Consider the following 26,719-nt stretch of genomic DNA (forward strand, 5'->3'; position numbering starts at 1 on the left):
TGTTTAATAAAAACATAAAAATATAAGGTTAATTTCAAACCTCTTCCAAGATATCTTCTGCATTTCTTACTAGTTTTGCTCCTTGTTGAATCAAATGATTCGTTCCTGATGCACTATCTATAAATATAGGTCCAGGAAGTGCAAATACCTCTCTATTTTGCTCTAAAGCAAGGTCCGCAGTAATAAGTGTTCCACTTCTTGATTTCGCTTCTACAACTAAAACACCCTTACTTATACCACTAATAATCCGGTTCCTTTTTGGAAAATACCATTTTTTCGGTGCATAGTGCGGCGGATACTCTGTTAATAACAATATATATTCATTCCACGTTTCATATAAATGTCTATTCTCTTTTGGATACATATACGATAATCCATGTCCTAGTATTGCAATAGTCGGGCAATGCCGTCTTACTGTAATTTCATGAGACATTGTATCTATCCCTCTTGCAAACCCACTGACAATAAGCCATTCCCTTTCTAATAATGGGTGTAAAATAAATTTTAAACTCTCATGTCCATATAAAGTCGGTTCTCTCGTTCCAATAACCGCTAATTTATTCGCTTTATTGAGAAAACTCTTCTCTCCTTTTCCATATAACACAAAGGGGGGATCTTGTATTTCACGTAATAATTGTGGATAATCTTCATCCCATATAGTCATATAAAAGATTCGATTTTTTTCTAAATAAGATATATATTGCGGGAGATTTGAACTTTGAAGAAAATTTACTAATTCTGAAGATTTTTTCGAGGATATTCCAGTGTAGTATTCCATTTGTTTTGTATTAAACGTGTATATTCCCTTCAATTCAGGATCGACATATAGTAGTCTTTCCATCGCCTTCCAATGATCCGCTAAAAAATAATGAAGATGTAATAATCGTTCTCTTTTCATCTTAATTCTCCTTACCCATAATTTTTATTATGTAAACAAGAATTGCGTAAAAAGACACCTTCAAGCAAGAAGGTGTCTTTCAACAGATTAGTAGTTTTTACAAGTCTCAAATAGACCTTTTTCTTTTAAGACAGAGATTAGCGTTTCGCCCATAACCGCTGGAGTTTCCGCTACTTTAATACCACAAGCTTCCATCGTTTTAATCTTTTCTGCAGCAGTTCCTTTACCACCAGAAATGATTGCACCAGCATGGCCCATACGTTTGCCAGCAGGCGCTGTTTGGCCACCAATGAAGCCTACAACAGGTTTTGTCATATTAGCTTTCACCCATTCAGCTGCCTCTTCTTCTGCTGTACCACCGATTTCACCAATCATAATTACAGCATGCGTTTCTTCATCTTCATTAAATGCTTTTAACGCATCAATAAAGTCCGTACCGTTAACTGGGTCCCCACCGATACCTACAGCAGTAGATTGGCCAATACCTTCTTGTGTTAACTGATGTACAGCCTCATACGTTAATGTACCAGAGCGAGATACGATACCTACATGACCTTTTTTATGAATGTACCCTGGCATAATACCAATTTTGCATTCATCAGGCGTAATAACACCAGGACAGTTTGGTCCAAGTAAACGTGTATGTTTACCCGCCATATATCTCTTTACATTTACCATATCTAATACAGGAATTCCTTCAGTAATACATACTACTAAATCGATTTCTGCATCAACTGCTTCCATAATTGCATCAGCCGCAAAAGCGGGTGGAACGTATACAACTGAAGCATTTGCGCCTGTTGCTTTCACTGCATCTTCTACAGTATCAAATACTGGTACACCTTCAATATCAGTGCCACCTTTACCTGGCGTTACACCACCGACAATTTTCGTACCGTATTCAATCATTTGTTTTGTGTGGAATAAACCTTGAGAACCTGTAATACCTTGAACAATAACTTTTGTATCTTTATTAACTAATACGCTCATTTTTCTCCCCCGCTTTCTATTAGCCCACTAGTGAAACAATTTTTTGTGCACCGTCTGCCATAGATTCTGCTGCAACAATATTTAAGCCAGACTCATTTAAAATTTTCTTACCTAACTCTACGTTTGTACCTTCAAGACGTACAACTAAAGGCAATTCAAGACCTACTTGTTTCGTCGCTTCAATAACACCTTCTGCAATAACATCACACTTCATAATGCCACCAAAAATGTTAACGAAGATACCTTTTACATTTTTGTCAGAAAGGATAATTTTGAATGCTTCTGTAACTTTTTCAGCTGTTGCACCGCCACCAACATCTAAGAAGTTAGCTGGATCGCCATGGTAATGTTTAATGATATCCATTGTAGCCATCGCTAAACCTGCACCATTAACCATACAACCAATATTTCCATCTAAAGGAATGTAGTTTAAGTCATATTTAGAAGCTTCAATTTCTTTTGAATCTTCTTCATCAAGATCACGAAGTTCTAAAATGTCTTTATTGCGATATAAAGCATTAGAATCAAAGTTTAATTTCGCATCTAATGCCATAACTTTACCATCACCTGTTGTAACAAGTGGATTGATTTCCGCGATAGAGCAATCTTTTTCGATAAACGCACGGTATAAGCCCATCATAAACTTCACAGCTTGTCCTACAAGCTCTTTTGGAATATTGATGTTAAACGCGATTCGGCGCGCTTGGAAGCCTTGTAAGCCTACTGCTGGATCAATATATTCTTTAAAGATCTTTTCAGGTGTTTGCTCTGCTACTTCTTCAATTTCTGTTCCACCTTCTTCAGATGCCATTAAAACAACTTGAGAAGTTGCACGATCTAAAACTAGACCAACATAATATTCTTTTTTAATATCGCAACCTTCTTCGATAAGTAAGCGTTTTACTTCCTTACCTTCAGGACCTGTTTGATGTGTCACAAGTGTAGTTCCTAAAATGCTCTCTGCATATGTACGAACTTCATCTAAATTTTTTGCAACTTTTACTCCGCCAGCTTTGCCGCGTCCACCAGCGTGAATTTGTGCTTTTACTACACATACATCCGTTCCTAATTCTTTCGCTGCTTCTACAGCTTCTTCTACTGTAAATGCAACCTTCCCGTTCGGAACGCTAACCCCATAGCTTTTAAGGACTGCCTTACCTTGGTACTCATGGATATTCATGGTCCCATCCTCCCCTGTTTTCCTGTTTTACTCGAAAAGTTTTTTAATGTTTAAAAAACATTACATTGCCATTGTATAAGATGATTGGCACGCTGTCTACAATAAAGTGTCAGAAAACTGAAATCGCTTTATTCTTTTTTGAAAATAATAATGTTCATATACCAAAATAAAAAAATAAGCTGCATATTCGCAGCTTACTTTTGAATCGTATCTTTAATTGGTGCAAACGATTTGCGATGTTCTTCTAATACTCCATGCGCTTCAATCGCTTCTAAATGTTGTTTTGTGCCATATCCCATATGTTGTTCAAATCCATATGCAGGATACTTTTCTCCAAGCTCTTTCATCATACGATCTCTCGTTACTTTCGCAATAATGGATGCAGCAGAAATAGAAATACTTTTCGCATCACCTTTAATAATGGATGTTTGCGGAATTGGTGTAGGAAGTTTCATCGCATCAATTAATAAATGTTCTGGTGCACAAGATAAATTCGCGACAGCATCTAACATCGCTTGTTTCGTCGCTTGATAAATATTTATCTCATCAATCATTTGTGGTGATACAATTCCAACTCCAATTGCAATTGCTTGCGCTTTAATTTCATCATAAAAACGCTCTCGCTTCGCCTCACTCAGCTTTTTCGAGTCATTTAATCCTGGAATATAAAAATCTTCCGGAAGGACAACAGCTGCCGTCACGACAGGCCCAGCTAGCGGCCCACGCCCTACTTCATCTATACCCGCGATAAGTGTGAGCCCTTTTTCACGTAATGCAATCTCGTACTTGGACATTTCGAAAAACTTTTCTTTTTCTTTCTGCGTTAACTCTTTTTGTTTATGCCACTTCAAAATGAGCTTTTGTATTCCTTTTCGCTCGTCTTTCATTAATATTTGGAAGCGGTCATCTTCTTCACTCATTATTTCATGCAGTAAACGTTCCGCTTCTTGAATAGTCACTTTTTGCATTCATGCCACTCCCTTTATATACAAAAAAGAAAAGACGTACAAACGCACGTCTTATACTTCTTCTACTTTTTCTGCATCTTCTGTCTGCTCCGCAAACTCTTCTGGTGTTTCAAACGTCATTTTCCCAAGTTTTCCACCACGAAGCTCACGAAGTATAAGCTCAGATGTTTTATCATAATCAATCATTCCGCCGCCCATTAAACAGCCTCTATTTTTTCCAATTGCATCGAATAACTCCACAATATCTTCTGGAATTTCATTTAAATTATATCGATCTTTCAAACGTTCTGGATAATGTTTTTCCATAAAACGTAAAGCGTAAACAGCAACATCTTGTAAATTTAAAATTGAATCTTTAATTGCGCCCGTTGTCGCTAAACGAAGACCCACTAATTGATCTTCAAATTTAGGCCATAAAATACCGGGTGTATCTAACAGTTCCATTTCCTTCCCAACTTTAATCCATTGTTGAGCTGTTGTCACACCAGGACGATCTCCTGTTTTAGCAATATTTTTCTTCGCCAACTTATTAATTAACGTAGATTTACCAACATTCGGTATACCTACAATTAATGCACGAATCGCTCTCGGTCTAATACCTTTTGCAACCATTTTATCAAATTTTTCTTTCACCAACACTTTACAAGCCGCTGCAATTTCTTTCATACCTTGTCCAGCTTGTGCGTTAATTGAAATTGCCATCTGGCCTTTTTCTTTAAAATATGCGATCCATTGCTTTGTTAAACGATCATCTGCCATATCCGCTTTATTTAAAACAACAAGCCTCGGCTTATGTGTAATAATCTCATCGATCATTGGATTTCGAGAAGATAAAGGTAATCGAGCATCTACAAGCTCAATTACAACATCAATTAACTTTAATTTTTCTGTTACTTGGCGTCTAGCCTTTGCCATATGTCCCGGGAACCATTGAATTACCATGTTGCCACCTTCTTTTTCTTTTATTTCACAATACGAGCATCTTTTAACGGCCAATATAGTATATTTGCTTTTCCAATCACTTGGTCCATTGAAATTGTACCAATCGAACGGCTATCTTTACTAAAACGACGATTATCGCCTAAAACAAATAATTGACCTTCTGGAACAGTTTTCTTCCCTGTCATTTCTTCAAGAGTAAAATCATATGTAAGCGGTCCGTCAGCAATTTGTTTTTTTTGCTTGTCTAAATACGGCTCCTCATAAGCCTTTCCGTTAACATATAGTTTATCATTACGATACTCTATTTCATCGCCTGGCAGGCCGATAATGCGCTTAATATAATCTTTATCTTCCGTCGCTCGGAATACGATAATATCAAATCGTTTCGGATCTCCTATGTGATAACCAATTTTATTGACAATCATTCGATCGCGATCATGTAAAGTAGACGCCATCGATACTCCATCTACGAGAATTGGAGCAAAGAAAAACTGTCTAATAACACCCGCTAATACAACAGCAATCAAAATTGCTTTGATCCATTCCCAAAGTGAACTCTTTTCTTTCTTCATGCATTTCCCCTCCACGATTATGTAAGCTGCTCGTATTATATCAAAATTTTATATAGATTGGAAAAAGGGAGCTTGTGTATTTACAAGCTCCCATACATGTCTTATCGAATTTCTTTAATACGTGCTTTTTTACCGCGAAGGTTACGTAAGTAGTATAACTTAGCACGACGTACTTTACCACGGCGAAGTACTTCAAGTTTCGCGATTCTTGGCGTGTGAACTGGGAATGTACGCTCAACACCTACACCGTAAGAAATCTTACGAACTGTGAATGTTTCACTGATTCCGCCACCACGACGTTTAATTACAACACCTTCGAAAAGCTGAATTCTTTCACGAGTTCCCTCAACTACTTTTACGTGTACACGTAAAGTGTCTCCAGGACGGAATGAAGGAAGGTCAGTTTTTAATTGGCCTTGAGTAATTTCTGCGATTAATTGTTGCATATTAAATTCTCTCCTTTAAACAGATGCTCTTATAAAGTCTTAATAAATTACAGCGGAACATCGTTAATACGGCCACTGATTTCAGTAGCACAAGTGTTATAATAGCATATTGCTAGGACTGTTGCAATAGAAAATATATCAAGCCCTTACTTGTCTTCTTTAATCTGTTCTAGCCATTTCGCTTCTTGCTTAGATAATTCTCGTTCTTCCAGTAAATCCGGTCTACGCGTGTACGTACGACGTAGTGATTCTTTGTGTCGCCATTCATCAATATTTTTATGATTTCCTGACATTAGTACATTCGGTACCTTCATACCACGAAAATCAGCTGGACGTGTATAATGAGGATGTTCTAATAAACCTGTACTAAACGAATCCTCGACTTGTGAAGCATGATTTCCTAGCACTCCCGGGAGGAGACGCACGACACTATCCGTAATAACCATAGAAGCTAACTCTCCGCCAGTTAATACGTAGTCACCGATAGAAATCTCATCCGTTACGAGATGCTCACGAATTCGTTCATCGTACCCTTCATAATGACCACACACAAAAATAACATGCTCTTCTTTAGCAAGTTCTTCTGCCTTCTTCTGCGTAAAACGCTCTCCTTGTGGACACATTAGGACAACTCTCGGTTTACGGTCTGTTTCCTTCGTTAACTCTTCCACTGCATCAAAGATAGGCTGGGGGGTTAATACCATCCCAGCGCCACCACCATACGGATAATCATCTACGCTATTATGCTTACTCGTTGTATAATCGCGGAAATTGACAACACGAAGCTCTACCGCTTCTTTTTCTTGTGCTTTCTTTAAAATTGAAGATCCAAACACACCCGTAAACATATCTGGAAACAATGTTAAAATGTCAATTTTCATTATAATAGCCCTTCCATTACATGAATGGTTACTAATTTATTCTCAATGTTAACTTGAAGTACAACATCATCAATATAAGGAATTAATAGATCTTGACCTTTTGGACGTTTAATTACCCAAACATCATTTGCACCAGGAGATAAAATTTCTTTTATTGTTCCTAACGCTTCTCCTTCTTCCGTTACAACACTGCAACCAATAATTTCATGGTAGTAGTATTCACCTTCAGCTAGTTCACCTAACTGCTCTTCTGGTACTTTTATTAAAGAACCTTTAAACTTCTCTGCTTCATCTACATTGTTGTATCCTTCAAATGTTAATAGATCAAATGTCTTATGTTGACGATGAGAAGTTACTTTCACTGGAAGGTAGTCTGTACTTTTCTCATTACTTATGTATAACGTGTTTCCTACTTTATATCGCTCTTCTGGAAAATCAGTACGAGAAATAACACGAATTTCTCCTCTTACGCCATGAGTATTTACAATTTTCCCTACGTTAAACCATTTTGTCATAAATAGTATGTCACCCCTGGTTTCTATATAAATTAAGCATCTCCATTTCACATATGGAACATGCAACTTCTCTTTAAATGTTAAAAAAGGGAGAGGAAATAACTCCTCGCCCTTTTTACGTTTATTGAATTTCCAGTGTTACTTTTTCATCATTATGATGTCCCACTGAATACAAGAGCATTCGAATTGCTTTCGCAACTTTCCCTTGCTTTCCAATGACTTTTCCAACATCCTCAGGATGTACAGTTAATCGATACTTTATCTCTCCGTTGTAAAGTTCCTGTGTAACTTTTACATCTTCAGGATGATCGACAAGAGGCTTGACAATCGTCTCGACTAACTTCTTCATAGTCATTGCCTCAATTACTTACCTTGTTTAGATAAGTGGAATTTCTCCATGATACCTTGGTTAGAGAATAAGTTACGAACTGTATCAGATGGTTTAGCACCATTTCCTAACCATTTTAATGCTGCTTCTTCGTTGATCTTAACTTCAGCTGGTTGAGCAACCGGATTGTAAGTACCGATTTCCTCAATGAAACGTCCGTCACGAGGAGAACGAGAATCTGCAACAACTACACGATAGAAAGGAGTTTTTTTAGCTCCCATACGTTTTAAACGAATTTTAACTGCCATTTATAAAGCACCTCCGAATTTATTTCACACAGATAATTATATTAGCAAAAAGACTATTGCTTTGTAAAGTATTTTTTCTTAACAGAGCCATCTTTTTTCCTTACATGAATGGAAACTTCAATCCACCTAGTCCTTTTTTCTTACCTTTTTGCATTCCCGTCATCGTTTTCATCATCTTTTTCATATCATCAAATTGCTTGATTAAACGATTGATTTCTTGTACCGTTGTACCGCTACCTTTGGCAATGCGCTTTTTGCGACTAGCATTGATTATTTCCGGTTGTTCTCGCTCTAATTTAGTCATAGAACGAATAATTGCCTCAATATGCCCAATTTGTTTTTCATCAACTTGCGCATTTTTCAGCCCTTTAATTTTATTTGCACCAGGAAGCATTCCTAACAATTCATCAAGCGGTCCAAGTTGACGCACTTGTCCAAGTTGTTCTAGGAAATCGTCAAGCGTAAACGAAAGCGTACGCATTTTTTGCTCAAGTTCTTTTGCTTTCTCTTCATCAACTGTAGCTTGCGCTTTTTCAATTAATGTTAAGACGTCTCCCATCCCTAAAATACGGGATGCCATACGCTCTGGATGGAACGCTTCAATCGCATCTAGTTTTTCACCCATACCAGCAAATTTAATCGGTGTATTTGTTACCGCCTTAATAGATAATGCCGCACCACCGCGCGTATCACCATCTAATTTCGTTAATACAACACCTGTTAAACCTAACTGTTCATGGAAACTTTGTGCAACATTTACCGCGTCTTGTCCCGTCATCGCATCGACAACAAGGAAAATTTCATCCGGTTTCGCAACTTCTTTCACTTTCGCTAATTCATCCATTAGTTCTTCATCAATATGCAGGCGACCTGCTGTATCAATTAAAACATAATCGTGATGATCTTCTTTTGCTTTTGCAATCGCTTGTTTCGCAATTTCAACAGGACTTACTTGATCTCCTAAAGAGAATACAGGCATGTCCAATTGCTTCCCTAATGTTTCAAGCTGTTTAATCGCTGCTGGACGGTAAATATCCGCTGCAACAAGCATTGGTTTACGATTATGCTTTTTACGAAGCAAGTTCGCAAGCTTACCTGTCGTCGTTGTTTTACCCGCACCTTGCAGACCAACCATCATTATAACAGTCGGTGGCCTATTAGCAACAGCAATTTTGCTTTGCTCTCCGCCCATAAGTTCTGTAAGTTCTTCCTGTACGACTTTAATTACTTGTTGTCCAGGTGTCAAACTTGTCATTACATCTTGTCCGACAGCACGTTCAGACACACGCTTTACAAAATCTTTTACTACTTTAAAGTTAACGTCCGCTTCTAAAAGAGCTAGACGAACTTCTCTCATCATTTCTTTCACATCGGCTTCAGAAACTTTTCCTTTGCCGCGGATTTTTTGCATTGTCTGTTGAAGTCGGTCGGCTAATCCTTCAAATGCCATATTGCCGCCCTCCTAATCTAATTTTTCGATAGCTTCAACAACTTGTTTCATTTCTTCATTCACATGCTCTTCTTCGCTGATTAGCTGTTTTAGCTTTGCAACAAGTCGCTGTCGCTCTTGAAACTTTTGAAGTAATACTAATTTATCTTCATATTCTTCAAGCATCGCTTCAGTCCGTTTAATGTTATCATACACGGCTTGGCGACTTACATCAAATTCTTCCGCAATTTCACCAAGAGATAAATCATCTAGATAATAAAGCGACATATAACTTCTTTGTTTTTGCGTTAACAACGATTGATAAAAATCAAATAAATAGTTCATTCTCGTTGTTTTCTCGAGCATGTTGGATCATCCTTTGTTAAGTGATTTCCCTTTACATGAATTAGTTTACATGGAGTACAAAAGAGTGTCAAGTTTTTTTCTTAACATCACATATTTTTATAGAAAAAGAAGCGGAAAATACCGCTTCTTTCACTTACACTTCTTCTGTTTCTACTAAGTTCGCAAATAAACCATACACATATTGTTCTGGATCAAACTGCTGTAAGTCATCCATTTGCTCTCCTAATCCAACGAATTTCACCGGTACATCCATTTCGTTACGAATCGCTAATACAATACCACCCTTAGCAGTTCCATCTAACTTCGTTAAAACAATACCAGTAACATTCGTTGCTTCACGGAATGTCTTCGCTTGACTTAAACCGTTTTGTCCTGTTGTTGCATCAATAACAAGTAATACTTCGTGAGGAGCCCCCGGTACTTCACGCTCAATTACACGCTTCACTTTCTCTAACTCTTTCATTAAGTTTACTTTATTTTGTAAGCGTCCTGCTGTGTCACATAGTAATACGTCTACTTTACGTGCTTTCGCGGCTTGTACAGCGTCATACATAACCGCCGCTGGATCAGATCCTGACCCTTGTTTAATCACTTCTACACCAACGCGATCGCCCCATACTTCTAATTGTTCAATCGCTCCTGCGCGGAATGTATCTCCTGCCGCCAATAGGACAGACTTACCTTCTGATTTGAATTTATGTGCCAGTTTACCAATCGTCGTCGTTTTCCCTACGCCGTTAACACCGACAAATAAAACAACTGTTAATTGATCCTCTTGCATATTAATTTCGTTACTAAACTCACTGTCGCCTTTGTAAATTCCTACTAACTTTTCTGAAATAACAGCTTGTACTTCTTTTGGATCTTGGATGTTACGACGTTGCACTTCTTCTTTCAATTGATCAATTAATTCCATTACCGTCGAAACTCCGACATCTGCACCAATTAAAATTTCTTCTAATTCCTCAAAGAAATCTTCATCTACTTTACGATAACGATAAACTAAATCATTTACTTTATCTGCAAACGAATTTCTCGTTTTTTCTAATCCATGTTTAAATTTCTCTGTTACCGTATCTGTTTGTTTTGAAATTTTTTCTTTTAATTTTTTAAAAAAACTCATACTGTCCCATCCTTCCTAATTACTTGCAACTAGTTCTTCTCCATCATCTAAACGAACCGAAACAAGTTTAGATACCCCTGACTCTTGCATTGTTACACCGTACAATACGTCAGACTCTTCCATTGTACCTTTTCTATGTGTAATGACAATAAACTGTGTCTCATCACTAAATCTCTTTAAATACTGCGCAAAACGGGCAACATTCGCCTCATCAAGAGCCGCCTCTACCTCATCTAATACACAGAATGGGACTGGGCGCACTTTTAAAATACCGAATAACAGCGCAATTGCTGTTAAAGCACGCTCCCCACCAGAAAGTAAACCTAAGTTTTGCAGTTTCTTCCCTGGCGGTTGCGCTACAATATCAATACCAGTATTTAATAAGTCCTCTGGATTCGTCATGACTAAATCCGCTCTACCGCCTCCAAATAATTCAGAGAATACCGATTGAAACTCCATTCGAATTCCTTCAAACGTAGTAGAAAAACGTTTTTTCATTTCTTCATCCATTTCAGTAATAAGTTGGTGCAATGTCGCTTTCGCTTCTTCTAGGTCATCTTTTTGCTCTAGTAAGAATGTATGACGCTCTGCTACACGCTCATACTCTTCAATTGCCCCTAAGTTCACTGTGCCTAGCTCTTCGATGGATAATTTAATTAGTTTCACCTTTTTACGTGCATCCTCTGCAGGCATCATCATTGTATACTTCAGTTTTGCTGCTTCAAATGAAATCGTATATGTTTCACGTAAATGTTGTAATCTATTTTCTAACTCTACATCAAGTCGGTTTATTTTTACTTCTTGATTTTTCAGCATCTCAAGAATGTATTTATGTTTACCTGTTGTTTCTTTCAGATTACGTTCTAAATGTTCTACTCTCTCTTGTAACGATACGCGTTGTTCACGACGAGAGCGAATTAACTCTGAAGTTTGATTACGATCATATGCTTTCTTCTCAATCATATTCGTAATCTGTTCTTCACCACTTGAATTAGATGTCATTTCTTGTTTTAAGAATGCTAAATCCTCTTTCGTTTTGACAAGCGTTGCATCCGTTTCTTCTTTTTCCTTCGTCAATCGTTCAACTTTTTCTTTTTGATTAGATAAGCGTTGTTGCTTTTCAGCCGCTAACACTTTTAACTCAGTCATTTCTTTTTGCACTTTTTCTTTCGAAGAATGCTGCTCACTTTTTTGTTTTGTTAAAGCGACAATTTTGCTATCTAATTCCGTAATCTCCGCTTGAAGCGTTGCTAAAATCTTTTCTAGCTCTTCTTTACGTCCCTGTATTTTCACTTGATCTTGTAAGAATCCTTCAATCTCTAAATCGTAAATAGATAAACGATCATTAATACGATGTTCTTCTAATTCTAAGCGACTAATTTCTTCTCTTAATTTCTGTTCATCTACACGCTCTGCTTCTACACTTTGCCTTAGTTCCCGTATTTTCACTTCTTTTTCTTGAATCTCTTGCTTTACTGCTTTAACAAAGTTTTCTAACTTTGTCGTTTTTTCTTCCATATCAGTTAACTTGTTCGTCCACTCTTCTAGCTCACGTTGACGTCCTAATAAAGAAGATTTCGCCTGTTTTACCGCTCCACCAGTCATAGAACCACCGGGGTTCACTACATCACCTTCGATTGTTACAATGCGATAACGGTATTGCAGTTGTTTCGCCAACTCATTCGCCCCACGTAAATCTTTCGCAACAATAACAGTACCTAATAAATTTGAAACTACATTTTCATATTTATTGTTATATTGCACAAGTTCTGCCGCCACACCTACAAACGATGGGTGTTGATTTACAATACGTAATTGTTCAAATGATAACGATCTACTTTTAATAACAGCTTGCGGTAAAAACGTTGCTCGTCCATGTTTATTTTGTTTTAAAAACGTAATTGCATTACGAGCATGTTCTTCTTTTTGTACGACAATATGCTGCATCGCTGCACCTAGAGCAATTTCCATTGCAATTTCATATTCTTTCGGTACCGTTAGCAGTTCTGCAACAGCACCCTCGATACCTTGCAACCTATCTTCTCTAGCTTTTAATACTTCACGTACCCCTTGATAGAAACCAGAGTAATCCTCTTGCATCTCTTCTAGCATTTCTTTTCGAGAACGTGCCTGTTGTACAAATTGATACGCTTGATACAGTTTTGTTTCATTTTCACTATACTGCGTCTTGCATTTCCCAAGTGCTGCTTCTGTCTTTTGTATATTCGAAAGAATACCAGCGACTTTTTCTTTCACTTGTTCATAACTTTCCACAAGTTTCGTCTTTTTCGCTGTAATTTCCATGCGTATTTCTACATATTTCGCATTTTCTTCATCGAGGCGTTCATTTTTTGAGTTTTGTTGTTTAGATTGTTCTTCAATCATAGATAACTCATTACGATGACTAGCTTGTTGATTTAAAAGTTCAATATAGTCACCTTTTAAATTCTCAATTTGTTCCTCTAAATTGTCAGCAAAAGTTGCAAGCAGTAGCTCATTATCATGCAATTTTGTCTCCAACTCTTTTACTTGATTTACAAATTGCATCAACACTTCTGTACTGGATTCAATTTCACCATCATAACTTGTAGCTTTCTCTGTTAATTCAACAATTAACTGTTCGAGTTGTGCACAATGCGTCGTTGCATTTTGTTTTCTCTCTTTTAATAACTCACGCTGTCCTTCTAATTTTTCTAGCTCTTTACTAGAAAGAAGCAGTACTTCTTGTAAGGAATCTACAGACTCATCTACTGCTTGTAATTGTCCTCGTAATTCCTCAAGCTCTTCTTCACCTTTTTGTAAATGCGTTGACATTTTAGCTTCTTCGTTTTTATTATGCCCAAACTGATTTCGAAGCGCTTCCCATTTCTCATGTAATTCTTCAATTTCATGTACAATAAGCGCCGCTTCTACTTTCTCTAATTCTTCTTTTTTCTCGAGATAATCTTTCGCAATAGAAGCTTGTCTTTCTAAAGGTTCTACTTGACTACTTAATTCGTGAATGATATCTTGTACACGATTTAAGTTTTCTTGTGTGTCTGCTAATTTCACTTCAGCTTTCTTTTTACGAAGTTTGTATTTCAGCACTCCCGCAGCTTCTTCAAATACACCACGACGTTCTTCTGATTTACTACTTAAAATCTCTTCAACTTTCCCCTGGCTAATAATCGAAAAAGCTTCTCTTCCCATACCAGAGTCCATAAATAAATCGATAATATCTTTCAATCTACATGATTGTTTATTAATATAAAAATCACTATCACCAGAACGAGATACACGACGCGTTACACACACCTCATTATATTCAATCGGTAAACGTTGATCTTCATTATTTAAAGTTATTGTTACTTCAGCAACATTAACTGCTCTTCTCGTATCACTGCCTGCAAAAATAATATCCTCCATCTTTGCACCACGTAATGATTTTGCAGATTGTTCACCAAGTACCCAGCGAATCGCATCAGTAATATTACTTTTCCCACTTCCATTAGGTCCTACTACGGAAGTTACACCTGGGACAAAATCAACAGATACACGCTCAGCAAAAGACTTAAACCCTGCTATTTCTAATCTTTTTAAAAACACGAAAGGCCTTCCTCCTATTCTCCGTTGTTATAACTGTTGTCTATACAAAAACAAGCTATTATACGGGTTTCCCTTCCCTTTATTCACAAACAAAAAGAAAGTTTCATTCTATGCATAAGGAATCCCCCTCATTCAAAGGGGGATTCCTTATAGTTGTTCTTTTAATTTTTTCAATGCTTCTGCAGCAGCTTGTTGCTCTGCTTCTTTTTTCGACTTGCCACTACCAAGACCTAAAGCCACGTTATTTAACGTAACACGTGACACAAATTCTCGATTGTGGGCCGGTCCTTTTTCCTGCAAAATTTGATACTCAATATTGCCACTACCATCACGCTGAATCAACTCTTGTAATTGACTCTTATAATCCATCACATGAGAAAAAGCACCTTCATTAATTTTAGGGTATACAATTTCTTTTAAGAATCCCCATACTGTTTCTAACCCTTGATCAAGATAAAGGGCACCAATAAACGCTTCAAAGACATCCGCTAATAAAGCTGGTCGTTCACGTCCACCTGTCATTTCTTCACCTTTCCCTAATAAAACAAGGCTACCAAATGACAACTCGTTTGCAAAACGAACAAGAGATGGTTCACATACAATAGCTGCACGTAGTTTTGTTAACTCTCCTTCGCTCATTGTCGGATATTTTTGAAACAGATACTGCGACACAGTAAGTTCCAATACTGCATCTCCAAGGAATTCGAGACGCTCATTGTCTTCATGCGGTTTTTTTCGATGCTCATTCACATACGATGAATGCGTAAATGCTTGAATCAATAATTTTTCATCTGAAAACGTAATACCTATCTCTTCTTGAAATACTTTAAACGCTTCACGATATTTTGTTTCGTATTTTTTTTCTCTATGTTTTCGGTACGGCATAAGTCCCTCCAGATATAAGCCGAGAAGCCCCGCTAAAAAACGGGACTTCACTTAAGCATTATAGATGACTCTCTATGTAAGTCACAGCATCGCCAACAGTAGCAATCTTTTCAGCATCTTCATCAGAAATTTCCATTTCGAATTCATCTTCCAATTGCATTACAAGTTCTACTACATCTAGGGAGTCTGCGCCTAAATCTTCTTTAAAGCTCGCAGCTGGTACTACTTCAGTTTCTTCTACACCTAAACGATCAACGATGATTTTTGTTACACGCTCTAAAACATCTGCCATTCCATTCACCTCCCCTCAAATATTATATTAAATATTGGACAAAAAAACTAGTTGAAATCAATTCTTTTATTACATTACCATTCCGCCATCAACATTTAACGTTTGCCCTGTAATATATTTGCTTTGATCAGAAGCAAAAAACGTTACAGTATTTGCGATATCTTGCGCTTCACCAAACTGAGCTGCAGGAATTAACTTTAACATTTCGGCTTTTATATTTTCATCTAATACATCCGTCATATCAGTCGCAATAAACCCAGGAGCAATTGCATTTACAGTAATATTACGGCTCGCTAACTCTTTTGCTGATGTTTTGGTTAATCCAATTACACCCGCTTTAGCAGCAACATAGTTTGCTTGTCCTGGATTACCTGTTACTCCAACAACAGAAGCGATATTAATAATACGTCCATGACGTTGACGCATCATATATCGAGATACTGCCTTCGTACATAAGAATACACCTTTTAGGTTTGTATTAATAACTGTATCCCATTCTTCTTCTTTCATACGCATTAATAAATTATCTTTCGTTACACCTGCATTATTTACAAGAATATCAACTTGTCCAAATGTATCTACAGTTTGTTTCACCATATTCGTAACGTCTTCAGCATTTGCAACATCTGCTCTTACTGCAATTGCATCCGAACCTAATTTCTTTATTTCATCAACTACTTCATTTGCCTTTTGCTCATTACCAGCATAATTTACTACAACATTTGCCCCTTGTTTCGCTAAATCAATCGCAATCGCACGACCAATTCCACGTGAAGCGCCAGTTACTAATGCTACTTTCCCTTTTAACATCAGTTTTCTCCTCTCAAATTTGAAATGGTATCTTTTAACGTCTCTTCATCATATATCGCATATGCTTTCACTGATGAATCAATTGACTTCATAAGTCCAGCAAGTACTTTCCCAGGTCCAATCTCAATAAATGTATCTACCCCTTGATTCACCATGTTTTCAATGGACGGGTACCATAAGACAGGCGAATAGAGCTGTTCAATTAGCTTCTCTTGAATATGTGCACCACTTGTAATAACGTCTGCTGTTACATTTGCGATAACAGGAATATTCGTATCTTGAATTGTAATTTCATTTAAGACACTTTGGAACTTCTCTGCTGCTGGCTTCATAAGCGAAGAGTGGAACGGTCCACTTACCTTAAGCGGAATTGCTCTCTTTGCACCATTTTCTTTCGCTCTTTGAGAAGCAATCTCGACCCCTTGCTTTGTTCCCGAAATCACAATTTGTTTCGTACTATTCATATTAGCGATTTGCACTGCATATCCTTCACTTGTTACTTCTTCTGTAACTTGTTTCAGCATATGTGGATCAGCACCTAAAATAGCCGCCATTGCACCTTCTCCGCCAGGAACAGCTTCTTCCATATATTCCCCACGTTTTCTTACAGCATATACAGCGTCTTCAAAAGTTATTGCACCCGCTGCTACAAGAGCGCTATATTCACCTAAACTATGCCCTGCAACAAAGTCTGGTGTAATATCATACTCTTTCAAAGCTGTCAAAATAGCAAAACTCGTTGTTAATAAGGCAGGCTGCGCATTTGTCGTTAACGTAAGCTTTTCCTGCGGCCCTTCAAAAATCACTTCTGAAAGTGAATCTTGCAACACCTCATCTGCTTTGGCGAACACATTTGCAACCTCTTTATTATTCTCCGCTAACTGTTTACCCATTCCAACTGCCTGTGAACCTTGGCCCGGAAAAAGAAATGCTAGTTTTCCCATTTCAAATCCTCCTCTTATTGGAGTGGCTCTTTCTCCATTACGCTTGAAATAGTAGGAATAACTTCTTTCGCTACCATTTCTCTAGTTTGACGAATCGCACTAAATATTGATTGGTCATTGGAAGAACCGTGAGCCTTAATGACAGGAGCTTTCAATCCAAACAATGCAGCTCCTCCATACTCCGAATAATCCATTTTATCTTTTAATACCATAAGTTTTGGCTTTAATACCGCTGCTGCTAATTTGCTCGTAAACGAACTCATTAACTGCTCTTTTAACATAGAAAATAACGCAAGTGCTGTTCCTTCTAATGATTTTAACGCTACATTCCCTGTAAAACCATCACATACAACAACATCTGCTACACCTTGCAATAAATCTCTTGATTCAACGTTCCCAACGAAATTAATTGGGGCATCCTTAAGCATTGCAAAGACTTGTTTTGAAAGCTCGTTCCCTTTGCCATCCTCTGTTCCAACGTTCAAAAGTCCAACGCGAGGATTTTTAATTCCTCTTACTTTCTCAGCGTATACAGATCCCATTACTGCATATTGATATAAATGAATTGGTTTTGCATCAACGTTCGCTCCAACATCTAACATAACAAAACCTTCTCCATCAACCGTTGGCATTGTAGGGGATAAAGCTGGTCGCTCAATTCCTTCCATACGACCTACAACAAACAATCCAGCCGCCATTAAAGCTCCTGTACTACCAGCTGATATACAAGCATCCGCTACGCCGTCTTTCACTTGCTGCGCTGCTAGTACCATTGAGGCTTGTTTTTTTCGACGAACCGCTCTTACTGGTTCATCTGTCGATTCGATTTTTTCATCTGTATGAAGTATAGTAATTCGTTCTTCACTCGTTAAGTATTGACGAATTTCCTCTTCTTTCCCTACTAACGTAATATGTAAATCAGAATATTCCTTAATAGCTTTCATTGCTCCTAATACGACAGCCTTTGGAGCATGATCGCCGCCCATTGCATCTATTGCGATTTTCATAAGTTGTTACCTTCCTCACTATAATTACTAGATCGATACATTTCAAAAGTGCCTGTAAAAACAAGTTCTTCTCCAACAAAGCTACGCACTTTGACAACGGTCCGTCCTTTATCATTCTCTACATCTTCAACGCGCACTTTTGCAACAACACGCTCTCCTAATTTTACAGGACGAATGTATCGAATGGTAGACTTTGCAGTTAAAGCTAATTCTTCATCAATAACTGCAACAGCTAGTGAGTTTGCTTGTGCAAACAAATGATGCCCACGGGCAATCTGATTTCTTTTAAATACGTGTTCTACCTTCACTTCAAAGATAGAAATCGCATGTCTATCTAATTCTATATCGATAATTTCTCCGACAACCTCTTCTAACGGTAAAGATTTCACATCTTCTTCATGTTGCTTTGTAGCTACATGTTTAATTCTTTCTCTTAATTCAGGAATAGATAATTCCATACGGTCAAGACGTACGGTTTGTATACTCACTTGAAATTTTTCTGCTAAATCTTCATCCGTAATAAAAGGATTCGTTTCTATTGTTTGTTGTAATAATTCTTGTCTTTCTTTTTTACTTCTTCTTTTTTTCATACCGCACCATCCATTTTTATGACTAGGTACTAACAGTAGTATATAATCATTAAAAGTAGAATGCAACAAAAACTTTCGTTGCCTCCCTTTAATCGAGCTTCTCTCCTTGGAACACACCTGTCCCGTCAAGATAAGTACGCAGCGAAGCATACTGATCATTATGCCAAAACGCTTCTGATTCTACTAGTAACGCCGCATCTTGTCTAGCTGTTTCTAAAGCTCGATAATCATGTACCATATCAGCAACCTTGAATTCTGGTAAACCACTTTGCTTACTTCCAAAGAAATCTCCAGGACCTCTTAACTCTAAATCTTTTTCTGACAATACAAATCCATCATTCGTTTCGGTCATAATACGCATTCGCTCTTTTCCCGTTTCCGATTTTGGATCCGCGATTAATAAACAATATGATTGTTCACTACCACGCCCAACACGTCCCCTGAGCTGATGGAGCTGCGATAAACCGAAACGCTCTGCATCATAAATAACCATTACAGTCGCATTCGGTACGTTCACACCTACTTCAACAACTGTTGTCGACACAAGAATTTGCACTTTATTTTCACTAAATTGTCCCATTATCTCTTCTTTTTCTTGAGATGAGAGTCTGCCATGCATTAATCCGACTTGACATTTCCCTTGATAATGATGAGTCAGCATACTATGTAAGTCAATCGCATTTTGTACATCAAGTTTCTCAGATTCTTCAATAAGGGGACAAATAACATATGCTTGTCTTCCTTTTTTTATCTCCTTCTCCACAAAACCGAGAACTCGATCTAACATATCATGTTTTGCCCAGTATGTTTCAATTACCTTTCTACCAGCTGGCATCTCATCGATTATAGAAACATCCATCTCTCCAAATGCAGTAATTGCTAACGTACGCGGAATTGGCGTCGCCGTCATAAATAAAACATCCGGACTTTCACCTTTCTCCCTTAAAACTCGTCGCTGCGCTACACCAAATCGATGTTGTTCATCAGTAATAACGAGACCTAACCTATGAAAGATAACTTCATCTTGAATTAAAGCATGTGTTCCAACAAGGATATCTATTTCTCCTTGTTCTAATTTTGCCAAAATCTCTCGACGCCTTACACCTTTAACAGAACTGGTTAACAATTCAACATTCATACCAAAGTGTGAGAACGTCTCTGCAAGCGATTGATAATGTTGCTCTGCTAAAATTTCTGTAGGAACCATTAAAGCACCTTGATAATGTGCTAACTTCGCTGCATAAAGGCCAATCGCTGCAACGACTGTTTTCCCAGAACCTACATCACCTTGCAACAGACGATTCATCCGATAAGGAGATGTCATATCTTTCATAATTTCATCTACTACCCGACGCTGTGCACCAGTTAATGGAAACGGAAGTGCATCAATAAACTCTTGCAATTCTGCTGAAGGAATTTCTTTTTTCGTCCCTTTCGAATTTTCCCTCTCCATTTTCCGTAATGTTTGCATTTTTAGCTGAAATAAGAAAAACTCCTCATATACAAAACGGCGACGTGCTTGTTTTAAATCTTCCTGTCCTGCTGGAAAATGCAACGCCCGAAGTGCTTCATAACGCGGCAATAATTTATATCGACTTAGCAATCCATCAGGTAACACTTCAACTATAGATTCTCCATACTCCTTGAACGCTTGGGCAATAAAACGGCGCATCTGTTTTACTGTAAGTTTCCCTTTCACTGAGTATACAGGCTCTACTTCTTGTTGACGTACAACTGGTCCAAAATGAAGCTCTGATACCGCAATCGTTTGACGGTGCTGATCCCATTTACCAGTAATCGTTACTGTTTCATTTAAATTTAACTTCTGCTTATAGTACGGCCTATTAAAGCATACAGCTGTAATTAAATAACGACCGACGAGGACACGAACCGTAAGACGCGACTTCTTCTTCCCATAATATTGCAGTAAAGGAGCACTATGAACCTTTCCCTCAACTGTTACACGTTCATCATGCTTTACTTCAGCAAGATCTTTCATCGCATAATCTTCATAACGGTACGGAAAATGTTCTAATAGATGAGAAACTGTATAAATCCCCATCTCGTGTAGTAATTCAGATGTTTCTCCTCCGATTCCCTTTACATCCGTAACAGGAACTTGTACAACTTCATTCAAGATTCTCACGCTCCGTCACATTATTTTCTTTGATTCATTCATACTATTGACATCTCTAATCGCTCTCTTTCACCCTATATATTCTATCATAGGCATTCTTAGAGAAACTACTCAAATCCCTCATAAACAATACGAAAGAAAAGAGCCTCACTATTAGCAGCAAGGCTCTTTTTTATCTTCAATATGCTAGCCTTTTGAATAAAAACTAGTAATAAACTTCATATTACTACTTCTTATCCATTAGCAAGTAAGTAATCCATTTATTTTCAAAACGAATTTTTTCTTATTCTACAGAGAAGATGAACGAATACACCGGTTGGTTTCCAGCATGTACTTCTACTTCTGCATCTTCAAAATTCTCTTCTACAAATGCAACTAACTCAGCTACTTCTTCGTCAGTTGCATCTTCACCTTGTAGAATCGTTACAATTTCAGAATCTTCATCAATAAGTGCTTCTAGTAATTGCTTTGCAGCTCCTACTTTTGCAGCATTTGTTGATACGATTTTTCCATCTGCAATACACATGAAATCATCTTTTTGAATCTCTACACCATCAATTTCCGTATCACGTACAGCATACGTAATTTGACCGGTTTTCACATGAGATAAAGCTTCTTTCATGTTTTCTTCGTTCTCTTCTAACGTTCCAACTGGATTAAATGCTAACATTGCAGCCATACCTTGAGGAACTGTTTTTGAACGAATTACAATCACTTCTTGATCCACAACTGACGCTGCTTGTTCTGCTGCCATCACGATATTTCCGTTGTTCGGTAAAATAATGATTTTTTCAGCATTCGCTTCTTCAATCGCCTTCACAATATCCTCCGTACTTGGATTCATCGTTTGGCCACCTTCGATAACTTTCGTCGCGCCAATGCTCTCAAATAAAGTTTTAATACCAGATCCCATAGCAACAGTTACGATACCGTACGGTTGTTTCTCTTTAGACTGGCTAGTTGGCTCAGCCATCATAGTAGGCTCATCTAATAAAGCAGTATGCTGTTCACGCATATTTTCTACTTTAATCTTAATTAAACTACCATAGCGTTGTCCATAATTCATAGGATCTCCAGGATGTTCCGCATGAATATGAACCTTAACAACCTCATCATCTGATACAACAAGTAGTGAATCTCCGTACACACTAATATCTTCACGGAACTTTTGTTCAGAGAAATTATGTTCTTTCATTTTTTCAGGCTCTAATTTCACCATGAATTCCGTACAATATCCATACTTAATATCTTCTGTACTCAATTGGCTTTGTACACTACGGTGATGTTCTGCGCGTACCATGTCATTCATAGATGGTTGGGCAGACACATTAGAAGAAATCGTTTCTCCTTTTAAGTCAGCTAAAAATCCTTCGTATACAACAACAAGACCTTTACCACCGCTATCTACAACGCCAACTTGTTTTAATACAGGTAATAAATCCGGCGTACGATTTAACGATGCATTCGCTTCTTTCACAACGTCTTCCATAAACAAAACAAAGTCGCGCTGTTTTTTCGCAACTGTCACTGCATATTTACCCGTTTCTCTTGCAACCGTTAAAATCGTTCCTTCAATCGGTTTCATAACCGCTTTGTAAGCCGCTTCTACCCCAGCATCTAAAGCTGCAGCAAAATCAACTGTTGTTAATTCTTCTTTTTGCTCAATGGATTTAGAGAAACCACGGAACAACTGAGATAAAATAACTCCAGAGTTACCACGTGCTCCCATTAATAATCCTTTGGCTAAACTTACGCCGACTTTACCAGCATGCTGTGAAGGATTTGCTTTCACTTCACGCGCGCCTGAAGTCATTGATAAGTTCATGTTCGTACCGGTATCGCCATCTGGAACTGGAAATACGTTTAATGCATCAACAAGCTGAACATTATTTGTTAAATTATTCGCTCCTTGCATGATCATTTGTGATAAACGTTTCCCATCAATTTTTTGAATTGACACAGATTTTCCTCCTTAATGCACATTACAAGTTTATTACTTTAACTCCTTGTACGTAGATGTTTACAGAATCTACTGCTAGTCCTACAGTTTGATCTAATGTATATTTCACTTTCGTCTGCACGTTATGTGCTACTTCTGAAATTTTCGTACCATAGCTCACAATAATATACATATCAATATGTACTTCATCTTCATCTTTACGAACAATAACACCTCTAGTGAAGTTTTCTTTTCGTAAAATGTCTGTTAAACCATCTTTTAACTGATTTTTTGATGCCATACCTACGATACCGTAGCAATCTACTGCGGCACCTCCAGCAATTGTTGCAATTACATCTGTACTAATATCAATTTGACCATACTTCGTTTTAATTTCAATTGACATCTCGTTTCCCCCTTCATAAATGGTGAAAGTGAGCTAGACTACTTTAGTTACTATCATATAATCTTTTTAAAGAAAATTCCATCGTTCTTTCTTTTCACTCTCATATTTTATGTTTTAAATCACATTTTTTATGATGAGCAAAATAGTCCATTGTTATTATACAACATGTACCACTATAATATGTCAAGTAATTTTTCTTGATTTCAACTTTTCATCATCGACATATGGTGTCAAGTAATTTTTCTTGATTTCTTTTTTCTACGGTGTTGCATTCTCTTTTTAGTTGTGTTAAATTATAGTAGTGTTTTTAGCATCGCAAAAAAGACTAACATTGAAAAATTACGTATGGTAAGGTATCAAGGGAGGGAAATATAAATGGCTCGTGTTTGTGCTATCACTGGAAGAAAAGCTCGTTCTGGTAACTCTCGTTCTCACGCAATGAACGCTACAAAACGTAAATGGGGCGCTAACCTTCAAAAAGTTCGCGTACGCATCGACGGAAAAGTTCAACGTGTTTACGTTTCTGCTAGAGCATTAAAATCTGGCAAAATCGAACGTGTTTAATAATAAAAAAAAGAGCCGATAGGCTCTTTTTTTACTATGAAAATGGAAAAAGCACCGGTAATAGGTGCTTTTTTAATCTTTTTTGAAGGTATTTAACATGGCACGAACAATTCCACCAAGAAATTTAGGTAACTTAATTGTATAAAATCTCATGGTTTCCCTCCTAATCCCCATTACTCCACTTGTTCACTATATGATGTAAGGAGCAAAATTGTTTCTTTAATCAGTGCTTCTTATCACCATTAATATGCCAGAAGTAAATGAAAAAGTACCTTTTTCCTCAACGAGTTCATTACTAATACAAAGTGTTGATCCCCATTCTATTGTTTTATTAGTTAGAGGATACTTAAAACCAAGTAATGTAATCCCTTCTACTATTTCAGTAACCGGCACAAAAGATACATAAGGGAAATTTTTATTTTCTTCAATTATATGTGTACCCACTTTTTTCACGCTTATTTCATTTTTATTGTCTACAATACACATTTCTATCCCTACTTCTAACCCTCTTAAAAGCATCTGTATATTTGCTAAACCGTGATCCAGCCTTCCACCGGTGGCACCAAAAATACGAATCAATGTCGGATTTTCTTCTAACGCCCAGTTAATCGCAATTTCTAAATCTGTTTGATCTTTTTCACGAGGAACAATATGTAAGTCATTTGTTTGCTGGCCCATCCATACTAATTCCTCTTCAGTAACTGAATCGTAATCTCCAAATGCAACAGCTGGAGTAATCCCTCCTTTTAATAGACGATATACTCCTCTATCAACTGCCGCCCACACTACTTTCTCATTTTCATATCGAGAAAAATCTGCACAATATTCCGCAGGTCCACCCGCTAAAATATGAATAATCATGTTTCCTTCCCCTTCTATTGTAAAAAGGCAATCTGCCATTCGGTAGATTGCCTTTTTACATATTTTTTCTCTATCCTTTATAAATAGTGAAAACTTACTACACTAGCAGTTTCACTAGGATAAAGACTCGTTCATTCATTATCCACGAATGAAACGAATTGCTTCACCACGGTCTTTTTGATTGTATACTGCTGATCCAGCTACAAGTACATTTGCTCCTGCTTCAACACAAAGTCGTGCTGTTTCAGTGTTTACACCACCATCAACTTCAATTTCTACTTCTAGATTGCGCTCTTTAACCATTTCTGCCACTTGTTTAATTTTCGGTAATACAGAATGGATGAATTTCTGTCCACCAAATCCAGGGTTTACTGTCATAAGTAATACTATATCGATATCTTCTAATACATGCTCAATCGTCGAAACTGGCGTATGCGGATTTAATACAACTCCCGCTTTAATGCCATGAGACTTAATTAGCTGAATTGTACGATGCAAATGAGGGCACGCCTCTACATGAACAGTAATAATATCCGCTCCCGCTTTTGCGAAAGTCGGGATATAGTTATCAGGATTTTCAATCATTAAATGTACATCTAATGGTAAAGATGTAATTGGACGGATAGCTTCTACAATTAATGGTCCAATCGTAATATTTGGTACGAAATGTCCATCCATTACATCGACGTGAATGTAATCCGCTCCGCCTTTTTCTACATCTTTAATCTCTTCCCCTAATTTTGAAAAATCTGCTGATAAGATCGATGGTGCAATTTTAATCATAACTAATACCTCGGCTTTCTCTCTCTAATTTCTTCTACGAATTGTTTGTAATTTTTATAACGATATTCTGTAATCTTCCCTTCTTCAACTGCTGTCTTCACAGCACATTTCGGTTCCGAAAGATGTGTACACCCTCTAAATTTACAGTATTGGCTCGCTTCTTTCAACTCTGGAAAACAATATGTAAGATCTTCTACCTCTATATCTATGAAATCAAGTGAACTAAAACCAGGTGTATCTGCAACTAGTCCGCTTCCAACCGCAATTAATTCCACGTGTCTTGTCGTATGTTTCCCGCGTCCTAAATGCGAGGAAATATCATTCGTTTTCAGTTCTAACTCTGGACGTAAAACGTTAAGCATAGAAGATTTTCCAACACCAGATTGCCCTGCAACGACAGAAATACAACCTTCTAAGAATGGTTTTAAAATATCAATACTTTCCGATGTATTTATAGAAGTAAATAATACATCATATCCCATCTCACGATAGTCATTTGCATAAGATTCAACAGTCTCTCTCATTTTTTCATCCACTAAATCCATCTTACTAATGCAAATAATCGGCTTAATGTTATGATATTCAATCAGCACTAAAAATCGATCTAATAGTCCCGGATTAAAATCTGGTTCTACTGCAGAGAAAACGAGGATTGCTTGATCAACATTAGCAATAGGAGGCCTAACAAGTTCATTTTTTCGATCAAATACTTCAAGCACATATCCTTCAGTTGGATTATCTGCTTGAAAGACAACTTGGTCTCCTACCAGTGGCGTAATTTTATTTTTTCTGAACACACCACGCCCACGGCATTGTGTAATCCCTTCTTCATGCTGCACATAATAAAATCCACTTAGAGCTTTTACAATTTTTCCTTCTGGCATATAATTCTCCTTTATTTTGTATAAAGTGAAGCTGTCATTAATATTAAATGGTTTAAAATTCTTTAAATACTTATTTCAAAACCCGT

Annotated in this window: 29 protein-coding genes; 1 reads left to right on the top strand and 28 read right to left on the bottom strand. The window is 37.4% G+C overall.

What is annotated here, in order from left to right:
- Positions 1–34: 34 nt before the first annotated feature.
- The 24 genes from dprA to AC3WTA_RS06885 all read right to left on the bottom strand — a co-directional run bounded on the left by dprA (position 35) and on the right by AC3WTA_RS06885 (position 23,541).
- Positions 35–898 carry a DNA-processing protein DprA gene (gene dprA / locus AC3WTA_RS06770; protein WP_000818022.1) on the bottom strand — a complete coding sequence of 288 codons (864 nt, stop codon included), beginning with the start codon at positions 896–898 and terminating at the stop codon, positions 35–37.
- 87 nt (positions 899–985) lie between these two features.
- Complete coding sequence (gene sucD / locus AC3WTA_RS06775) at positions 986–1,888, bottom strand: succinate--CoA ligase subunit alpha (protein ID WP_000115178.1); 903 nt, start codon at positions 1,886–1,888, stop codon at positions 986–988.
- Between the two features lie 19 nt (positions 1,889–1,907).
- Positions 1,908–3,068, bottom strand: coding sequence for an ADP-forming succinate--CoA ligase subunit beta (gene sucC / locus AC3WTA_RS06780; RefSeq protein WP_001020778.1), 1,161 nt, complete (start codon positions 3,066–3,068; stop codon positions 1,908–1,910).
- A gap of 194 nt (positions 3,069–3,262) precedes the next feature.
- A complete protein-coding gene (gene rnhB, locus AC3WTA_RS06785; protein ID WP_001174728.1) occupies positions 3,263–4,036 on the bottom strand; it encodes a ribonuclease HII in 774 nt (257 codons plus the stop codon).
- Between the two features lie 51 nt (positions 4,037–4,087).
- A complete protein-coding gene (gene ylqF / locus AC3WTA_RS06790) occupies positions 4,088–4,978 on the bottom strand; it encodes a ribosome biogenesis GTPase YlqF (RefSeq protein WP_000236708.1) in 891 nt (296 codons plus the stop codon).
- Positions 4,979–4,998: 20 nt separating this feature from the next.
- Positions 4,999–5,550, bottom strand: a complete 552-nt coding sequence (gene lepB, locus AC3WTA_RS06795) for a signal peptidase I (protein WP_000711857.1) — start codon at positions 5,548–5,550, stop codon at positions 4,999–5,001.
- 101 nt (positions 5,551–5,651) lie between these two features.
- On the bottom strand, positions 5,652–5,996 hold the full coding sequence (gene rplS, locus AC3WTA_RS06800; RefSeq protein ID WP_001186518.1) for a 50S ribosomal protein L19: 345 nt from the start codon (positions 5,994–5,996) through the stop codon (positions 5,652–5,654).
- A gap of 146 nt (positions 5,997–6,142) precedes the next feature.
- A complete protein-coding gene (gene trmD / locus AC3WTA_RS06805; RefSeq protein WP_070169093.1) occupies positions 6,143–6,877 on the bottom strand; it encodes a tRNA (guanosine(37)-N1)-methyltransferase TrmD in 735 nt (244 codons plus the stop codon).
- The gene (gene rimM / locus AC3WTA_RS06810) at positions 6,877–7,392 is read right to left on the bottom strand and encodes a ribosome maturation factor RimM (RefSeq protein WP_000170282.1); all 516 of its coding nucleotides are present in this window, start codon (positions 7,390–7,392) and stop codon (positions 6,877–6,879) included. Before rimM ends, trmD begins: the two co-directional genes overlap by 1 nt.
- Before the next feature lie 121 nt (positions 7,393–7,513).
- Positions 7,514–7,741 (bottom strand): KH domain-containing protein, encoded by a 228-nt coding sequence (locus tag AC3WTA_RS06815; protein WP_000737397.1) that lies wholly within the window; start codon positions 7,739–7,741, stop codon positions 7,514–7,516.
- 14 nt (positions 7,742–7,755) lie between these two features.
- Positions 7,756–8,028: a 30S ribosomal protein S16 gene (gene rpsP / locus AC3WTA_RS06820; RefSeq protein ID WP_000268750.1), complete on the bottom strand. Its 273-nt coding sequence runs from the start codon at positions 8,026–8,028 to the stop codon at positions 7,756–7,758.
- 100 nt (positions 8,029–8,128) lie between these two features.
- Positions 8,129–9,478, bottom strand: a complete 1,350-nt coding sequence (ffh, locus tag AC3WTA_RS06825; protein ID WP_000863466.1) for a signal recognition particle protein — start codon at positions 9,476–9,478, stop codon at positions 8,129–8,131.
- A 12-nt stretch (positions 9,479–9,490) separates the two neighbouring features.
- Positions 9,491–9,823: a putative DNA-binding protein gene (locus AC3WTA_RS06830; protein WP_000891061.1), complete on the bottom strand. Its 333-nt coding sequence runs from the start codon at positions 9,821–9,823 to the stop codon at positions 9,491–9,493.
- 133 nt (positions 9,824–9,956) lie between these two features.
- The gene (gene ftsY / locus AC3WTA_RS06835) at positions 9,957–10,946 is read right to left on the bottom strand and encodes a signal recognition particle-docking protein FtsY (RefSeq protein WP_000007644.1); all 990 of its coding nucleotides are present in this window, start codon (positions 10,944–10,946) and stop codon (positions 9,957–9,959) included.
- A gap of 15 nt (positions 10,947–10,961) precedes the next feature.
- A complete protein-coding gene (gene smc, locus AC3WTA_RS06840) occupies positions 10,962–14,531 on the bottom strand; it encodes a chromosome segregation protein SMC (protein ID WP_000478993.1) in 3,570 nt (1,189 codons plus the stop codon).
- A gap of 147 nt (positions 14,532–14,678) precedes the next feature.
- Positions 14,679–15,416 (bottom strand): ribonuclease III, encoded by a 738-nt coding sequence (gene rncS, locus AC3WTA_RS06845; RefSeq protein WP_001146867.1) that lies wholly within the window; start codon positions 15,414–15,416, stop codon positions 14,679–14,681.
- Between the two features lie 58 nt (positions 15,417–15,474).
- Positions 15,475–15,708, bottom strand: coding sequence for an acyl carrier protein (acpP, locus tag AC3WTA_RS06850; protein ID WP_000786062.1), 234 nt, complete (start codon positions 15,706–15,708; stop codon positions 15,475–15,477).
- A gap of 69 nt (positions 15,709–15,777) precedes the next feature.
- Complete coding sequence (gene fabG / locus AC3WTA_RS06855; protein WP_000911778.1) at positions 15,778–16,518, bottom strand: 3-oxoacyl-[acyl-carrier-protein] reductase; 741 nt, start codon at positions 16,516–16,518, stop codon at positions 15,778–15,780.
- Entirely contained in the window at positions 16,518–17,462 is a 945-nt protein-coding gene (gene fabD, locus AC3WTA_RS06860; protein ID WP_000516945.1) for an ACP S-malonyltransferase, read from the bottom strand. The genes fabG and fabD overlap by 1 nt, the downstream gene beginning before the upstream one ends.
- 14 nt (positions 17,463–17,476) lie before the next feature.
- Positions 17,477–18,469, bottom strand: coding sequence for a phosphate acyltransferase PlsX (gene plsX, locus AC3WTA_RS06865; protein ID WP_000684108.1), 993 nt, complete (start codon positions 18,467–18,469; stop codon positions 17,477–17,479).
- Positions 18,466–19,059 carry a transcription factor FapR gene (gene fapR / locus AC3WTA_RS06870; protein ID WP_000747354.1) on the bottom strand — a complete coding sequence of 198 codons (594 nt, stop codon included), beginning with the start codon at positions 19,057–19,059 and terminating at the stop codon, positions 18,466–18,468. The genes plsX and fapR overlap by 4 nt, the downstream gene beginning before the upstream one ends.
- Before the next feature lie 88 nt (positions 19,060–19,147).
- Positions 19,148–21,196: an ATP-dependent DNA helicase RecG gene (recG, locus tag AC3WTA_RS06875; protein ID WP_001006889.1), complete on the bottom strand. Its 2,049-nt coding sequence runs from the start codon at positions 21,194–21,196 to the stop codon at positions 19,148–19,150.
- Positions 21,197–21,479: 283 nt separating this feature from the next.
- A complete protein-coding gene (locus AC3WTA_RS06880; protein ID WP_000027122.1) occupies positions 21,480–23,156 on the bottom strand; it encodes a DAK2 domain-containing protein in 1,677 nt (558 codons plus the stop codon).
- Between the two features lie 22 nt (positions 23,157–23,178).
- Positions 23,179–23,541 (bottom strand): Asp23/Gls24 family envelope stress response protein, encoded by a 363-nt coding sequence (locus AC3WTA_RS06885; RefSeq protein WP_000021109.1) that lies wholly within the window; start codon positions 23,539–23,541, stop codon positions 23,179–23,181.
- A gap of 375 nt (positions 23,542–23,916) precedes the next feature.
- On the opposite strand from AC3WTA_RS06885, the gene rpmB reads away from it, so the two are divergent.
- The gene (rpmB, locus tag AC3WTA_RS06890) at positions 23,917–24,105 is read left to right on the top strand and encodes a 50S ribosomal protein L28 (RefSeq protein ID WP_000124776.1); all 189 of its coding nucleotides are present in this window, start codon (positions 23,917–23,919) and stop codon (positions 24,103–24,105) included.
- A 72-nt stretch (positions 24,106–24,177) separates the two neighbouring features.
- Here the strand turns inward: rpmB and spoVM are convergent, their stop codons facing one another.
- The 4 genes from spoVM to rsgA all read right to left on the bottom strand — a co-directional run bounded on the left by spoVM (position 24,178) and on the right by rsgA (position 26,633).
- Positions 24,178–24,258 (bottom strand): stage V sporulation protein SpoVM, encoded by an 81-nt coding sequence (gene spoVM / locus AC3WTA_RS06895; protein WP_001213599.1) that lies wholly within the window; start codon positions 24,256–24,258, stop codon positions 24,178–24,180.
- A 66-nt stretch (positions 24,259–24,324) separates the two neighbouring features.
- Positions 24,325–25,005: a thiamine diphosphokinase gene (locus AC3WTA_RS06900; RefSeq protein ID WP_002096352.1), complete on the bottom strand. Its 681-nt coding sequence runs from the start codon at positions 25,003–25,005 to the stop codon at positions 24,325–24,327.
- A gap of 99 nt (positions 25,006–25,104) precedes the next feature.
- On the bottom strand, positions 25,105–25,749 hold the full coding sequence (gene rpe / locus AC3WTA_RS06905; RefSeq protein ID WP_098708329.1) for a ribulose-phosphate 3-epimerase: 645 nt from the start codon (positions 25,747–25,749) through the stop codon (positions 25,105–25,107).
- 2 nt (positions 25,750–25,751) lie between these two features.
- Positions 25,752–26,633, bottom strand: a complete 882-nt coding sequence (rsgA, locus tag AC3WTA_RS06910) for a ribosome small subunit-dependent GTPase A (protein WP_001113945.1) — start codon at positions 26,631–26,633, stop codon at positions 25,752–25,754.
- Positions 26,634–26,719: the final 86 nt, after the last annotated feature.

The organism is Bacillus sp. EB106-07-01-XG149, assembly GCF_058791555.1.